14 protein-coding genes are annotated in these 13,849 nt (G+C 70.6%); 6 read left to right on the top strand and 8 right to left on the bottom strand.

Translation table 11 applies throughout. The features are described 5' to 3' along the window. Positions 1–77 precede the first annotated feature (77 nt). On the top strand, positions 78–959 hold the full coding sequence (locus OG896_RS29015; protein WP_329370068.1) for an NmrA family NAD(P)-binding protein: 882 nt from the start codon (positions 78–80) through the stop codon (positions 957–959). 18 nt (positions 960–977) lie between these two features. On the opposite strand, the gene OG896_RS29010 is transcribed toward OG896_RS29015, so the two are convergent. From OG896_RS29010 to OG896_RS28985, 6 genes are all read right to left on the bottom strand, one after another. After that, positions 978–1,751: a glycosyltransferase family 2 protein gene (locus OG896_RS29010; RefSeq protein ID WP_329370066.1), complete on the bottom strand. Its 774-nt coding sequence runs from the start codon at positions 1,749–1,751 to the stop codon at positions 978–980. A gap of 277 nt (positions 1,752–2,028) precedes the next feature. Then, on the bottom strand, positions 2,029–4,068 hold the full coding sequence (locus OG896_RS29005; RefSeq protein WP_329370064.1) for a LamG-like jellyroll fold domain-containing protein: 2,040 nt from the start codon (positions 4,066–4,068) through the stop codon (positions 2,029–2,031). 164 nt (positions 4,069–4,232) lie between these two features. After that, positions 4,233–4,541, bottom strand: coding sequence for an alpha-L-rhamnosidase C-terminal domain-containing protein (locus tag OG896_RS29000; RefSeq protein WP_329370063.1), 309 nt, complete (start codon positions 4,539–4,541; stop codon positions 4,233–4,235). Positions 4,542–4,566: 25 nt separating this feature from the next. After that, positions 4,567–5,115, bottom strand: coding sequence for a cysteine hydrolase family protein (locus OG896_RS28995; RefSeq protein ID WP_329374349.1), 549 nt, complete (start codon positions 5,113–5,115; stop codon positions 4,567–4,569). Between the two features lie 11 nt (positions 5,116–5,126). Continuing rightward, on the bottom strand, positions 5,127–6,542 hold the full coding sequence (locus tag OG896_RS28990; protein ID WP_329370062.1) for an MFS transporter: 1,416 nt from the start codon (positions 6,540–6,542) through the stop codon (positions 5,127–5,129). Next, positions 6,535–6,981, bottom strand: coding sequence for a MarR family winged helix-turn-helix transcriptional regulator (locus OG896_RS28985; protein ID WP_329370060.1), 447 nt, complete (start codon positions 6,979–6,981; stop codon positions 6,535–6,537). Before OG896_RS28985 ends, OG896_RS28990 begins: the two co-directional genes overlap by 8 nt. Before the next feature lie 243 nt (positions 6,982–7,224). Here OG896_RS28985 and OG896_RS28980 point away from each other — a divergent pair, with 243 nt between their 5' ends. Then, the gene (locus tag OG896_RS28980) at positions 7,225–8,679 is read left to right on the top strand and encodes a hypothetical protein (RefSeq protein WP_329370059.1); all 1,455 of its coding nucleotides are present in this window, start codon (positions 7,225–7,227) and stop codon (positions 8,677–8,679) included. A gap of 14 nt (positions 8,680–8,693) precedes the next feature. Here the strand turns inward: OG896_RS28980 and OG896_RS28975 are convergent, their stop codons facing one another. Further along, positions 8,694–9,218: an NUDIX domain-containing protein gene (locus tag OG896_RS28975; protein WP_329370058.1), complete on the bottom strand. Its 525-nt coding sequence runs from the start codon at positions 9,216–9,218 to the stop codon at positions 8,694–8,696. A 203-nt stretch (positions 9,219–9,421) separates the two neighbouring features. Between OG896_RS28975 and amcB the strand changes: the two genes are divergently transcribed. The 4 genes from amcB (at position 9,422) to OG896_RS28955 (ending at position 12,806) form a co-directional block, all read left to right on the top strand. Then, positions 9,422–10,573 (top strand): cyclophane-forming radical SAM peptide maturase AmcB, encoded by a 1,152-nt coding sequence (amcB, locus tag OG896_RS28970; RefSeq protein WP_329370056.1) that lies wholly within the window; start codon positions 9,422–9,424, stop codon positions 10,571–10,573. Next, positions 10,570–10,761, top strand: a complete 192-nt coding sequence (gene amcA / locus OG896_RS28965; protein ID WP_329370054.1) for a multiple cyclophane-containing RiPP AmcA — start codon at positions 10,570–10,572, stop codon at positions 10,759–10,761. Before amcB ends, amcA begins: the two co-directional genes overlap by 4 nt. 80 nt (positions 10,762–10,841) lie before the next feature. After that, positions 10,842–11,528 carry a pentapeptide repeat-containing protein gene (locus tag OG896_RS28960; RefSeq protein ID WP_329370053.1) on the top strand — a complete coding sequence of 229 codons (687 nt, stop codon included), beginning with the start codon at positions 10,842–10,844 and terminating at the stop codon, positions 11,526–11,528. A gap of 138 nt (positions 11,529–11,666) precedes the next feature. After that, positions 11,667–12,806 (top strand): nucleic acid/nucleotide deaminase domain-containing protein, encoded by a 1,140-nt coding sequence (locus OG896_RS28955; protein ID WP_329370051.1) that lies wholly within the window; start codon positions 11,667–11,669, stop codon positions 12,804–12,806. A 165-nt stretch (positions 12,807–12,971) separates the two neighbouring features. Here the strand turns inward: OG896_RS28955 and OG896_RS28950 are convergent, their stop codons facing one another. After that, positions 12,972–13,739, bottom strand: coding sequence for a DUF899 family protein (locus tag OG896_RS28950; RefSeq protein ID WP_329370049.1), 768 nt, complete (start codon positions 13,737–13,739; stop codon positions 12,972–12,974). Between the last annotated feature and the right edge of the window lie 110 nt (positions 13,740–13,849).

Here is a 13,849-nt window from a genome sequence, read left to right as displayed (position 1 = left end):
AGCGGGCCGCCGATCTTGCCCGGCGTCGAAGTAAACGGTACGGTAGAGTTTACTTCGAGCGAGCAGGAGGCCGCATCATGATCGTTGTCACCGCACCGACGGGGCACATCGGCAGCCGGGTCCTGGCGGACCTGCTGGAGCACGGCGAGGACGTCCGGGTCGTGGTCCGCGACCCGGACCGGCTGCCGGCCGGGATTCGGGGCCGGGTGGAGGTGGTGACCGGGTCGCACCGGGAGCGGGACGTGGTGGACCGCGCGCTGGACGGGGCGGACACCGTGTTCTGGCTGGTCCCGGCGGACGTGCGCGCGCCGAGCGTCTACGACGCCTACGTCACCTTCAGCATCCCCTTCGCCGACGCGGTCGTGCGGCACGGCGTGCAGCGCGTCGTCACCGTCTCGGCGCTCGGCCGGGGCACGCAGCTCTACGCGGGCCACGTCTCCGGGTCGCTGGCCATGGAGGACCTGATCCGCAGCACCGGCGTGCACTTCCGGGCGCTGGCCATGCCGACCTTCATGGACAACCTGACCCGGCAGGTGGACCTGATCAGGCAGCGCGGGGTGATCGCCGGCACGATCCCCGGCGACCTCAAGCTGCCCTTCACCGCCACCCGCGACATCGCCGACCGCGCCGCCCGCCTGCTGCGGGACCGCGGCTGGACCGGGCAGGACACCCTCGACCTCCTCGGCCCCGACGACCTGACCTTCGACGAGGTCGCCGCCCTCGCCTCCGAGGTGCTCGGCACCCCGGTCCGCTACGAGCGGGGCGACCGCGACCAGGACCGGAAGCAGTTCGTCGGCTACGGCTTCTCCGAGGCGATGGCCCAGAGCCTGATCGACATGGACATCGCCAAGGAGCGCGGCCTGGACCACGCGGTCGCCCGCACCCCGGAGAACACCGCACCCACGACCTACCGCCAGTGGATGCGGGACGTCCTCAAGCCCGCGGTCGAGGCGAGCTAGCGCCCCGACCGGAAAGGATCAGATCCGCGAGTTGCGCAGCGACTGCCACACCGCGCCGGTCAGCGCCCGCGTCGCCCGCGGGACCGACAGTCCTTCGTGCTCGCGGTACAGCTCCCAGTTGTACGGGACGAGCGACAGCTTGTTGGACGACAGCGAACCCGCCTGGTGGGCCCGGTACACGGCAAGCGGCTCGGCCAGGCCCCGGGCGTCGGCGCCGTCGCGCATGATCGACAGCCACAGGGCGTAGTCCTGCCGCTTGCGCATCTCCGGCATCAGCCTCGTGCCCAGCACGTTGCGGTCGTACATGGCGGTGAGGGCACCGATGTGGTCCTGGATCAGCATCGCGCGGTAGTCCACGTGCTCCCGCGCGCGGACGACGCGTCCGTTCGGGACGAAGTCGACGCTCTCGCCGTCGTGGTCGGCGTCCATCTTGAAGTACGAGGTGAACGTCAGCGGCGCGCTACCGGCCGCCGCGAAGGCGAGCTGCCGCTCCGTCTTCTCCGGCAGCCACATGTCGTCGCTGTCGAGGAAGGCGATGTAGTCCCCCTGGGCCCGCTCCATGGCGAGGTTGCGGGCCCGGCCGGCGCCGCCCCGCTCGGGTGCCGTCTGCGGCCGCACGCGCTCGTCCTGCCGGGCGAACTCCCTCAGCAGGTCCATGGAGTCGTCGGACGACTGGTCGTCGGTGGCCAGTAGCTCCAGATCGGTGTGGGTCTGCGTGAGCACCGACCGGACGGCCGCGCCGAGCGTGGCAGCCGAGTTGTACACGGGCATCACGACAGACACCAGAGGCACAGCGTTTCTCCTTGCTCAGCCGGAACGACGGTCCATTCAAGCACTGCGATCGACCAGGAGCAGCCCTGCATGGCGTTGTCGCTGGTCAGAGACGTATGGGGCTGCCGCCGGGGGCAGGTGCGGGGGCTACAGCCGGGGGCAGGCGCCGCTCCGGCGGCGGGGCGGGTTCGTCCGCGCCGCCGCCGGAGCGGCCGTCCGCGGGGAGGGCCGGGCGTCGAGGCTCGGGCGCTGAGGCTCGGGCGTCGAAGCTCAGGCGTCGAAGCTCAGGCGTCGAGGCTCAGGCGTTCATGAAGCTGCTCGGCGGCAGCGCCCGGTCCACGATGCGCACATCGCCGATCGAGCCGTGGAAGACCTGGTTGATCGCGCCGTCCCACTCGTAACCGCCCAGCAGGAAGGGCAGGTCGAGGGAGGTGAGACCGATGTTGGTGCTGTTGGGGTTGCGGCCCTCCTCGCACCCGTTGACGTAGAGCTTGGTGATCCGCCCGTCGTTGACGACCGCGACGTGCCACCACTCCTCCTGCTGGAGCAGGTGGCTCCAGTTGGTGGCCGCACCGGTCTGGTTGAGCGGGTAGACGTTCCACTGGAGTTCGATCCCGCTGGAGAGGCTGAGCGTCAGCACCGGCTCCTCGGCGGTCGCCGCGGGGCCGTTCTTGCCCGCCTTCCCGGCGCTGCCGCTGCGGCTGAGCATCGACGACCAGCCGTTGCGGCCGCCGTCCCAGTCGGCGGGCACCTTGAAGAACATCTCGAAGGTGTAGCCGCGGGCGAAGGTCCGGGCGTTGATCGGCGCGCCGTCGACGGTCCGGAAGTACGCCCCGGTGACCGGGTTGCCCTGACCGGCGAAGACCAGGCTGCCGTGGCCGGGCTGGTCGGGGTGGTGGTCTTCGGTCCAGGTCAGCGCGTGTGCGGCGGTGCCCGGAACGCTCCGCAGCTCCAGGTCGTTGCCGTGGCCCGCCTGGTCCTTGACCACGGTCCCGGCGGCCACGTCCTTGCCGGCCTTGCCGCCCTCGTCGAAGCGCCAGTACGCCAGCGTGCCGGGCACCAGCATCCGCCGCGCCGGGCGGGCGGCGCGCGACGGCACCGGCGCGAAGCCCGCGAACCGCTGCTCGAAGTCGATCGCGACGGAGAAGTAGTCGACCGGCGAGGTCAGTTCGATCTCCTTCGCGGCCAGTTCGTTCAGCTCGCCCTTGGCCGCGAGCTCGCGAATCCACGGCGAGAAGGTCGCGACGTCGATCACCCCGCGGTTCAGGTCGAAGCGGTAGGAGCGGATCATGCCCGCGCCGCCGTAGTACCGGTCCTGGTAGTTGGTGATGTGCAGGTGCACGTCGTTGCCGGCGCTGTTCTTCAGCACGGTGCTGCCGGGCGGCCAGAAGTGGCCGTTGAGGGTCAGGAAGATCTGGTCGTTGTCCTTGATCAGGCCGTCCCACAGCTGCTGCCCGTACTCGGACAGCGACGCCTCGCTGCTGTCGTCGGCGTTGACGATCTCGTGGGTGGTCACGATCACCGGGATCTTCGGGTTCGCCTTGATGACCGAGTTCGCCCAGGCGAAGCCCTGCTCCGACAGCCGCCAGTCCAGCGAGAGCAGCATCCAGGACCGGCCGCCGGCCTTGAAGATGTGGCAGGTGTTGTAGCCGTCGGGGCTGGAGGAGTGGTAGCTGGGCGACCGCTTGGCCCGCGCCGGGCTGAAGGTCTTCAGGTACGGGGTGGAGCCGCGCTGGTCGGTGTCGGAGACGTCGTGGTTGCCGGCGAGCACGCCGTACGACGCCCCGGCCCGGTCCAGCAGGTCGAAGACCTTGGTGGCCGCGGCGTACTCCTCGGTCAGGCCGTTCTGGGTGACGTCGCCGAGGTGCGCCAGGAAGACGATGTTCTCGTCGTTGCCGCCCGCGCGGCCGGCCGGGTCCAGGACGTAGCGGAACGACGCCTCGACCGGCACCGGGTGGATGCGGTCCTGGTCGAACATGTACTGGGTGTCGGGCATCACCACGACGGTGAACCGCGGGTCGTCCGGGTCCGGGCTCCACTTGCCGCGCGGCGCGGGCGTCATCGACGTCCGGCCGTAGGGGTCGTCGTCCTTGCCGCCGCCCTTCGCGGCGCCCTTCGCCTCGCCGGCGGCGTACGCGGGCGCCGCGCCGAGCAGTCCCGCCGCGGCCGCGCCCGCGCTGATCACACCGGCGCCGCGCAGGAAGGTGCGGCGGCTCGACGCGGCGAGACCGGTGCCGTCCAGGTCCGCGGTGCGCGGGCAGGAACACCCCTCGCCGTGGCCGTCCTGGCCGTCGTTCGTCTCGTGCGCCCCGGGCGCGTCGTCGGGTGAGCCGTGCATCTCTACTCCAAAGGTGAGGATTCGAACGGCGTCACGCTAGAGATCGTTCCCGCACCGCAGGACGGCCCTGCGGAGGCCACCGGCCGAACACTCCCCCAACAGCGGGCCCGCCCGGGGCGGCCTGGTCACGCGGTGCCACGGCCCGGTCGCGGACCCGCTACCGCTCAGCCGCGGACCCGGAAGGTGTAGTGGCCTGCTGCCACCGTGCAAGCGGCGTGGCCGTCGGCCCACTGGGCGGGACGGGCCCCCGCCGAGGCCGTGACCTGGTGCGCCGAGGTGGCGGGGACGTAGATCGTCGCGGTGCTGCTGCGGGGCACCGTGACCTGCATGACCAGGCCCTTCCCGGCGTCGCGCCAGCTGCTGCCGATCGTGCCGTGCGGCGAGCGCGGGGTCGCCTCGGCGTGGGTCGGCCCGCCGCCGGGCTGCGGCCGGATGCAGAAGCGCGCGTAGCCGGGGTGCGCCGGGTCGGGCATTCCGCGGCCGGCGCGCCCTCGGGCGTCACGCCAGGGTGGCTGCCCACTCCTCCGTGGTGAGGACGTCGCCGCGGCGGTTGAGGAGCTTGGTGAGCAGAACGTCGTGGAGCTCGGGGTCGGAGTCGGCGCAGGCGTCGGAGAGGACGGTGACCTGGTAGTCCAGGTCGATCGCCTGGAGGGCGGTGGACAGCACGATGCCGCTGGTGGCGATGCCGATCAGAACGAGGTGGTCGACGTCCTGCGCGTCGAGGATCTGCCGGAGGTCGTTGCCGGCGAAAGCGCTGATGCGGTTCTTGTGGACCACGATCTCGTCGCCGCGCGGGGCGATGTCCGGGTGGATGGCGACAGCGGGGTCGTCGGGGGTGAACCGGTCGGCCGGCAGGGCGCCGAAGAGCTTGTTGCGGGGGTGCACGTCCACGTGGCCGGGCCGCAGTCGCAGGGCGACGTGGACGACGAGCACCCCGGCGGCGCGGGCCGTCTCCAACGTCCTGACGACGCGCGGCAGATAGCCGTCGGGAGCGATACGGGCGGTGGCGACCTGGAGGTCCATGGCGAGCAGGGCGGTACGGGACACGGTGGTGCCTTTCATGACGGGTCGGAAGGGTCGACCGAGAGGCGTCGCAGGCTTCGGTCGAAGACGGTGATGAGCAGGTACAGCACCCCGGCGCCGAGCATGAGCCACGCCAGGTGGTGCATCCCGCCGGTGCTCGCGCGCTGCCCGAAGGACGCCGCGGTCGCGGACGACGCGACCATCGAGCCCAGGTACCCGAAGGTCCGCAGCAGGCCCGCCGAGGACCCGGTGCGCTGCGGATCGGCCTGGAAGTACACGGAGTTCTGCAGTGCCAGGCTGTTGGAGCCCTGCGGCACCCCGAAGACCACCGCGATCAGCAGCAGCATCCACACCGGGCTCGCCGCGGTCAGGCCCAGCATCAGCGCGCACGCGGCGATCTGCCCGGCGGCACCGAGCATCAGCTTGGCGAACACCCCGTTGCGCCGCCCGACGGTGACGGACACGGCTATCCCCACCAGGAACATCGGTATCTGCACCAGCCCGGCGTGGAAGGGCGACAGGCCGTAGCTCTCCTCCGTCCACTGCGTGAACCCGTAGAGGAAGGCGTACGACACGACGTAGGCGACCAGCGCCCTGCCGTAGGTGCCCAGCAGCGGCGCGTTGCCGCCGAGCACCCGCAGGTCGATGAAGGGTGTCGGCGCGCGCAACTCCCTTGACGCGAAGGCGGCTCCGGCGGCGACGGTGATCACCGGCAGGTACCAGTTGGCGGCGTGCAGGTTCATCAGGAACATCAGCAGCGAGAAGAGCATGGCCGCGAACAGGCCCATGCCCGGCAGGTCGATCATCGCGGCCAGCTCGCCGCGGTCCACCGTGCGGGTGCTCGGCTCCTTGGGCAGCCGCAGCGCGCCGAGGGCGACCGCGACCACGGCCAGCGGGATGTTGAGCGCGAAGGTCGCGCGCCAGCCGCCCAGACCGATCAGCGCGCCGCCCAGCAGCGGGCCGATCACGGCGATGGTCTGGTTGGCGACCGCCAGCATGGTCAGCACGCCCGCGGGGCTGTCGTGCCCGGTCCGCTTGGCCTCGCTGCGCAGCAGCGCCATGGCGGCGGGGTAGCCCGCGCAGGTGCCGAACCCGAGCACGACCCGCGCGCCGATCAGCACCCCGAGGTCGGGGGCGAGCGTGCCGACGACACCGGCGACGCCGACCAGGCTGGTGCTCAGCAGGAACAGCCGGCGCGGGCCGAACAGGTCGATCAGCCGCCCGACGATCGGCTGCCCCAGGGCGGTGGCCAGGTAGAGCGCCGAGACCAGCCAGGCGGTCTGCGACGGCGGCGCCCCGAACGCCTTGCCGATGGGCACGAGGGCGACCGCGACGATGGTCGAGTTGATCGGGTTCAGCACCGACCCCAGCATCATCGGGGGGATGAGCCGTCGGTCGAAGCCCTCCTTCGCGGTGTCGCCGGGAGCGGCGGCGGTGGTCTGGTCAGTCATGGACGAGCCGCTCCAGTACGGACATCGCCGCGATCACGGTCTGCCGCTCCTCCTCGGTGCACTTCTCCTCCAGTTCGGCGGCGAGCCACTCGCCGCGCGCCTGCCGGTCCCCCTCCGCCTGCCGGCGCCCCTCCGCGGTGAGCGCGATCAGCAGCCGGCGACCGTCGCCGGGGTCGCGGCGGCGCTCCACCATGCCCTGGTCGGCCAGCCCGGCGACGACGGTCGCCATCGACTGGTGCCGCATGCCCTCGATCGCGGCGAGGTCACTCGTGGTGAGCCCGTCGTTGTCGATGAGCCGGGCGAGCACCGACAGCTGGGTGAAGCTGACGCCGTCGGCACCCGAGGCCGCCCGGATACGGCGCCGCAGCCGCCCGATGACCGCCCGCACCTCCTGCGAGGCGCGAACGGCCGAGGACGAGGGTGCGTGATCTCCGTTCATGGGTTCCACCGTAGGATCATCAGCCCAGGTTGTCCAGTTTACCTGCGCAGGTAAACTGGATATGTGAATGCCCGCGACGAAACGGGGCGCCCGGCGGGAATCCGTTCGGGCCGGACGGACAGGACGACGCCCCCTCGTGCCCACCGGTCACAACTCAGCCACTCCTGTGCGAAGCGGCTTCTGTGGAAAGGGAGTTGGGTACGTCATGTCCGGAAGATCCGTGTGCGGCAGCGGAGGTCGGTCGTGAAGAAGGCGCGCGAGGGCTTCGGATCGTTCGACACGAAAGCCGGGCAAGCCGCGCGGACCCTGCTGCACAGCCAGGGCTACGACGGAGGGTGGGGGCTGACGCTCACATCCGTGTCCTCGATCGTCAACACCAGCGAGGTGTTGCAGGTACTCCGAGCCGTCGGGGTGGCCGGCCAACCGGTCCGTCAAGCACTCGGATTCCTGACCACCGCGGTCCCGGAACACTGTCGGCCTCGTCAGAAGGGCGGCCGGGGTGAGCACACCCGCTTCGTCGCCTTCGGCCTGACCGGTCTGTTGGCTCATCCACGGTTCTTTCACCATGACGGCGTGGCCGAGGCGGTGTCCTGGTGCGCGGACTGGCTTGAGGATCACCGGGTCGATCACGGCTGGCCGGAAGTGCTCGGCCTCGACGACACCTCACTGCACCAGACCGCACTCGCCCTTCGTGCCCTCGCCCGTCTTCGGGACACCCTTCACGAGTTCGGCCCCGGCCTCCCGGTCGCTCCCGGAGTGGACACCACCTCGTTGCTGAAGCGGACCGAGTCGATGATCTCGCACGGCGTACACGGCCTGCTCTACCACCGCCGCCCGAGCGGCGCATGGGGCTGGCGCACCTACGTGGACACCGAACCGAGCCCGAGCAAGACCGCGCTGTGCCTACTGGCGCTCTCCTCGGTCTGCTCCGGCACCGGTGCGGACAACACGCCCACCTACCCGGACGAGCCGCAGGAGTCCGGCGGGGTGCACGGGGAGGTCCGACTCAGGCGACTGCCGGAGGTGGTCACCGAGGCCCGGCAGTGGCTCCTGCGCAATCACCACCGCTGGGAGACCTTCGTCGAGGACGACAAGGACGTCCAGGGCACCGCGTGGGAACACATGGCATACGCGTTGGGGGCGGAGGCCGTCGTCCGAGCCGGCTCGAATCCGCGTGATCCCCGGTTGTCCAGGGCGTGGCGGTTGATGGACGAGTTGTGGGACGCCGAGGCCGGGATGTGGAACGAACCAGGGGCTTCCGGCAGGCGTGCCACCGTCCGCGCCGTGTACAGCACGGTCTGTGCCTACCGGGCCGCCATCGACCGTCTGGCGCGTATCGGACTGGACGCCCCCGGCGGCAGCGACAAGGTCATCACCGCGGAGATTCGGATCACGAGTGTCGTGCTGGGCGCCGGAGGCACGATCGTCCTCGGCGTACCCGACCGCGAGTCACCGGTGCGGTGCGAGCTCTCCCAGCGTCTCTTCGACCTGGTGAAGGTCCTGCACGACGGGCCCGCCGGAGGTCTTCCGACCCACCGGATCGCCGAGGCCCTGTTCGTCGCCCCGTCCTCGGTGCCCAAGTACGTCCAGCGCCTCAATCAGGCGGTGTCCACAGCGTTCGGCGACACCCCGATACGTTTGTGCGCGGCAACGTCCGCGGACGGGATCGGGAAGGGATACCGGCTCGCCGGACGGTAGCCACGCCCCTACGGTCACGTGCGTCCGGCGGCGTCCGGGTGGTTCAGCAGCGCGAAACGAGCCAGAGAGCGCACCTGATCGAACGTCCGCAACATGTCGATGTCGTCCAGGCCGAACCAGGCCGCACTGTGCACTTCGTCGAGTTGCGCCTCCACGACCTGCTCATCCGATCCGGCTTGACGGCGCACGAAGAAGAACTGGACAAGGGCGGGAGCGGCGAAGCCCTCGCGCTCGATGTCCGCGTAGAACGGCACCGGCTCTGGAGTGGCGTTGGCGTCGGCGGCATGGATCGCCGGCTGGCTGGAGATGGCCTCCACGAGAAGACCGGTCTCCTCTTTGAACTCGCGTACCGCCGTTCCGGCGAATGACTCGCCGGGCTCGATGTGGCCACCGGGCGGAACCCACTTGTCGAATCGGTTGTGGTGGACGAGCAGCACCTTGCCGTGCTCGACGAGATAGCCCGAGCAGATGTAGACGAATCCGGTGTCGCGGATCGTCTGGCCGTCCTGGATCAGAATCGAGCGAGGCACGTTCGCCACGATAGCCCACCCCATCCGGCCGAACTCATCTGTCAGGCAACCGGCTTGGGCACGCTGTCAGCGATGGCCGATGACACGTCATGGTCGGTGACATCGCGATGTCACCGGGTCGACGTCATGGACCGCCGGATGCTTGACCCCTGCCCGTCCCGATGCGCCTCGGGACAGGGCGAGGTCTCCGTCACCGCAGGGGAAGGACCGCGATGCGTACCGACACATCCGTCTGGCGTTCCCGCTACAACCAGTGGTTCGCAGCCCCGCAGACCGTGGTGGTTCAGCCCACCACCTGGTGCAACCTCGACTGCGCGTACTGCTACCTGCCCTTCCGCAAGCTCCACCGCACGATGACCCCGGAGGTCGCCCGGACCCTGGCGGAGTCGGTCGCACCGCTGGCCTCCGGCGGCCCGCCCCTGGGGATCGTCTGGCATGGCGGCGAACCGCTGGCCGTGGGGCCGAAGACGTTCACCACGCTGCTCAGTCCCTTCGAGGACATGCGCCGTGCCGGCCGTGTCCGCCACTACGTGCAGACCAACGCCACCCTGGTCACCGACACATGGTGTGATCTGATCAGTGCCCACGACATTCGGGTGGGGGTGAGCATCGACGGCCCGGCCGCGGCGAACGCCGGGCGTGTCGACCTCCGCGGACGGCCGGCTTTCGACCGCATCCTTCGAGGCATCAACCGGCTGCGCGAGCGATGCGTCCCGTTCTCCGTGATCTCGGTGGTCGGCGCCGAGAACACAGCGACGCCGGAGGAACTACTGGAGTTCCTGGCGGGCCTGGGGTGTGAATCGGCGGGCGTCAACTTCGAGGAGATCGAGGGCGTCAACGCCGAGCGACGTTCACCCACCCCGCAACAGGCCGAAGAGTTCTGGCGTCGCACCCTCATCTGGACGCGGCATCACGGCGGCCGGCTGAAAGTACGGGAGCTCGAAAGGCTCTCCGAATACCTCCGGTTGATACGCGCCGGACAGCACGCCGAGTGGGACCGTCGCCGGCTCGACCCCATCCCGACCGTATCCGCCGCGGGAGACGTGGTGCTGCTCTCTCCGGAACTCGGAGACACTCCCGACCCCGCTTACGGCGGCTTCCTGGCCGGCAGCATCCTGGAACAGCCGCTGACCGAGATCCTCCGCGGCGCGCACCGGCTGCACTACGTCCAGGAGTTCCTCACCGGCCTGGACCGCTGCCGATCCGGCTGCGAATTCTTCGACTTCTGCCGAGGCGCTCAAGCTGCCAACCGGTATTTCGAGAACGGCAGCCTCGCAACCACCGCGACCAACTACTGCCGGGTCTCCCGGCAGGCGCTGGTCACGGCCCTGTCCGTCCTCGCAGCGGAGGAAGATGCAGCATGACCCTCCTGGAACGACTGGCCGCGTCCGACACGTCCGCCGTGATGGACCTGATCTCCGCTCATGAGGTCTCCGCACCCGCGATCGTGGAGGCATCGTGGGACAACCGACCCACCTGGGACAACTGGGCGAAGAGCCCAGCGCCCTTCGACAACAGGCCCACCTGGGACAACTGGAGCAAGAGGAGCTGACCTGCCGTTGCCGGCGGATTCGCTGCCGGGTGGGCCGCCGTCGACGGCACGAGTACGGCTTCTCAGGGGAAGGCAGCGTGATGGACACCCGTACGATCCGCCGCACGAAGGTCGCTCTCCCGTCGCTGGACGAGCCCGGACTCGCCCTGTCCGACGTGACGTCGCTGGAAGACATGCACGGGCGGGTCACCGGGTTCCGCTACGCCGACGCGAAGGTGCGCGAACTCGATCTGGCCGGTGCGCAGTTGGTGGAGGGGCGAGTGAGCGGGTGCACTGCCGAGCGCACGCGACTGGACGCGGTGAGGGCGGACTCGGTCGAGTTCAGCTGCTGCGAACTGCCGGCCCTGAGCTGGACCGGCAGCAAGCTCTCCCGGATCGTCTTCCGAGAGTGCCGGCTGATGGGCGCAGCCCTGGAGGGGCTGGCCCTCGACAACGTCCTCTTCGAGAAGTGCAAGCTCGACTACGCCACCTTCGCCCGCGTACGTGCCCTGGGTCCCGTGATCTTCTCCGGGTGCTCGCTCCGCGAGGCCGCGTTCATCGGGAGCGATCTGCGCGCCGCCCTGTTCGACGACTGCGATCTGCGGCTGACCGAGTTCGGCGACGGAACCTACCGCGGCCTGGACCTACGGGGCAACGACCTCTCCGCGGTGCGCGGCGTCTCGGCGCTCAAACGGGTGATCATCGACCGCGTGCAGATGCCTCAGCTGGCCGACGCGCTCGCCGGTGAGTTGGACGTCACCTTCGGAGCGGACCTGGACGACGTGTAGCAGGCGCGGCTCCCCGTACGGCGGGGTCGCGCCGGGAAGGCCTGCCCGTACAGCCATCGGCTTCTGCCCCTGCATACCTGGACGGCGTGGCGTCGTACGCCTAGTAAGGAGGGGAGGTGCTTCACGAGGGGATCACGCATGCGCGACCACGCCGACATGGCGACCGAAGAACGCCGGGGCGTCAGCCGCTCACCCGCGGGCGGGACGCGGCGGCCGCGGCATGCGCTGCTCGCCCTGCAACCCGCCGCCGGCAACGCCGCCGTCGTGCAGATGCTGCGCGAGGCCGGGCACCCCTGGGCGGAAGACGCGGACCAGAAGGACCGGCAGGACCGGTACGGCGGGCGGGCGGACGGGGCCGCGGTGCAGCGGGCTGCCGGGCCGGCCACCGGGGAACGGCAGAAGCGGCCGAGCCCGGGACAGGTGACGGCGCCGGACCTCGACCTGGCGGCCGGGCAGGAGGTCCACTCGGAGCTGGACGTCCCCACCCGCATGCTCAACCGGGTGGCCCGGGTCATGATGGGGGCGCACTACGCGGACGACGGGGGCCTGCCCCTGGGCCGGGCCGGAACCCCCCACCTGGCGCTGACCGTCATCGACGGGAAGGTGCACATCGCGGGCAACACCGGCATGTCCCAAGGGAAACGGGATGCCGCGCTGGGCCGCCTGACGGAGGCGCTGGCAGGCCCGGGCGGTCACGACGAGAAGAAGCTCGCGGCCCTGCTCAGCGGCGGATACGGCAAGCGGCACACCGAAACCGGCGACACGACGGCGCACGCGCATCTCGACGCCATCAAGAAGGCCGTGGCGGACCCCGAGAGCCTGACGTGGCACAACACCGTGAAGGCCCCCGGACCCAAGCAAGCGAAGGTCCACGGCGAGATGGCGCTGCTGGACGCGGTCGCCAGGTCCATGCGGGAACGGCCGAACCCGCGCCCCGGGGAGCTTCAGGACTGGCCCATCGGCGGCCGGAAGCGGGACTGCATCGCCTGCCACTGGGCGCACGCCGTCTTCAACACCCACATCGCCAACGCGCTCGGGTACCGGATCGTGACGTCGGGCAGCCACGGCGGCTTCTTCCCGAACTGGAGGATGCCGGCGTGGATGGTCGACAACGCGGAGGCGAAGGCCGCGATGAAGCAGAAGGTGGAGAGCAGCGGTCACCAGGTCGAGGACGACGTCCTCCTCGGCATCACCGAGAAGGGCAGCACCCACCGGCTGAACCCTCCGCACCGCGGCGACGAGCCCTACCTGTCCGACTCCTCGGAGGACGAAGCGTGAACGCCTGACGGCACGTCACGACCCGGCACGGCCCGGCACGGCCCGGCAACACGCGGCACAGCAACACGCGGCACGGCACGTCACGGCCCCGGTGCGGATACGAGCGTCGTCCTGGGAGCGGTGAGCCGGACCGGCCGCACCGCTCCCTCCCGGACAGCGCGCGCGTCAGTGGTGCTGCCCCTCGCGGCCGAGGCTCTCCTCGGGGGTCGCGCCGGGCCGGGTCCACTGCGGGGTGGGGCGGCCGGTCGGGCCCCAGGTGGCGTTCCCGTCGACATCCGTGCGCCAGTACCAGCAGGGCCCGTGGCCTTCGGGCCGGCCCTCCGGGTTGTCCTGCCACGCCTCGCCGCGGCCGTAGGGGGTCATGTCGAGCAGGTCGAAGGACCCGCTCGCGGCCTCGGTGCCGCGGCCGGTCGTGGAGTAGGTGAGGAACGTGCGGTCGCCGTCGCGCAGATAGGCGGTGAGGTGGCCCATCGCCCCGCCGATCGGTTCGGCCACGTCGCGCACCGAGTACCAGGGCTGGGTGTAGCCCATGAACTCGACGAAGGGGGCCACCTCGTCCCACCGGCCCGGCGTCAGGATGGCGAACGAGACACCGCGGGCGTTCAGATAGACGGCGTCCTTCAGGTGCCAGGCGGAGACGGTGCAGCCCTCGCACTGGCCCTGGTGCGGCGCGCCGTCCCACCACATGTGCTTGTAGACCAGCAGCTCGTCGCGGCCCTGGAACAGGTCGAGGAAGGGGACCGGGCCGTCGGGGCCGACGACCTTGACGGTCCCGTCGAACTCCACCATCGGCAGCCGGCGGCGGGCCGCGGCGATCGCGTCGCCCTCGCGGGTGTGGGCCTTCTCGCGGACCAGCAGCGCGTCGCGGGCGGTCTGCCAGGTGTCCATGTCCACGATGGGCGGGCGGGTCGGGTCGTCGGGCGAGGTCGTCATGGTGTCCTCCAGGGGTGTCCGGTGCCGGGCGGCGCCGTACGGCATGCGTCGGCGTGCGCCGGCGGTCACCAGAAGGGACTCGCGCGCCGGGCGAAACTCATCGCGGTGAC

This window comes from Streptomyces sp. NBC_00669 (assembly GCF_036226785.1).
Taxonomy (GTDB): Bacteria; Actinomycetota; Actinomycetes; order Streptomycetales; family Streptomycetaceae; genus Actinacidiphila.
Note: the sequence above shows the minus strand (reverse complement) of the source record. Positions and strands in the feature narration are given on the sequence as shown.

What these genes read in the sequence shown, in the direction of transcription:
- OG896_RS29015 (WP_329370068.1), top strand. Translation starts at nt 78, where the DNA reads ATGATCGTTGTCACCGCACCGACGGGGCACATCGGCAGCCGGGTCCTG.
- OG896_RS28985 (WP_329370060.1), bottom strand. Translation starts at nt 6,981, where the DNA reads ATGAACGGAGATCACGCACCCTCGTCCTCGGCCGTTCGCGCCTCGCAG.
- OG896_RS29005 (WP_329370064.1), bottom strand. Translation starts at nt 4,068, where the DNA reads ATGCACGGCTCACCCGACGACGCGCCCGGGGCGCACGAGACGAACGAC.
- amcA (WP_329370054.1), top strand. Translation starts at nt 10,570, where the DNA reads ATGACCCTCCTGGAACGACTGGCCGCGTCCGACACGTCCGCCGTGATG.
- OG896_RS29000 (WP_329370063.1), bottom strand. Translation starts at nt 4,541, where the DNA reads ATGCCCGACCCGGCGCACCCCGGCTACGCGCGCTTCTGCATCCGGCCG.
- amcB (WP_329370056.1), top strand. Translation starts at nt 9,422, where the DNA reads ATGCGTACCGACACATCCGTCTGGCGTTCCCGCTACAACCAGTGGTTC.
- OG896_RS28990 (WP_329370062.1), bottom strand. Translation starts at nt 6,542, where the DNA reads ATGACTGACCAGACCACCGCCGCCGCTCCCGGCGACACCGCGAAGGAG.
- OG896_RS28955 (WP_329370051.1), top strand. Translation starts at nt 11,667, where the DNA reads ATGCGCGACCACGCCGACATGGCGACCGAAGAACGCCGGGGCGTCAGC.
- OG896_RS28960 (WP_329370053.1), top strand. Translation starts at nt 10,842, where the DNA reads ATGGACACCCGTACGATCCGCCGCACGAAGGTCGCTCTCCCGTCGCTG.
- OG896_RS28950 (WP_329370049.1), bottom strand. Translation starts at nt 13,739, where the DNA reads ATGACGACCTCGCCCGACGACCCGACCCGCCCGCCCATCGTGGACATG.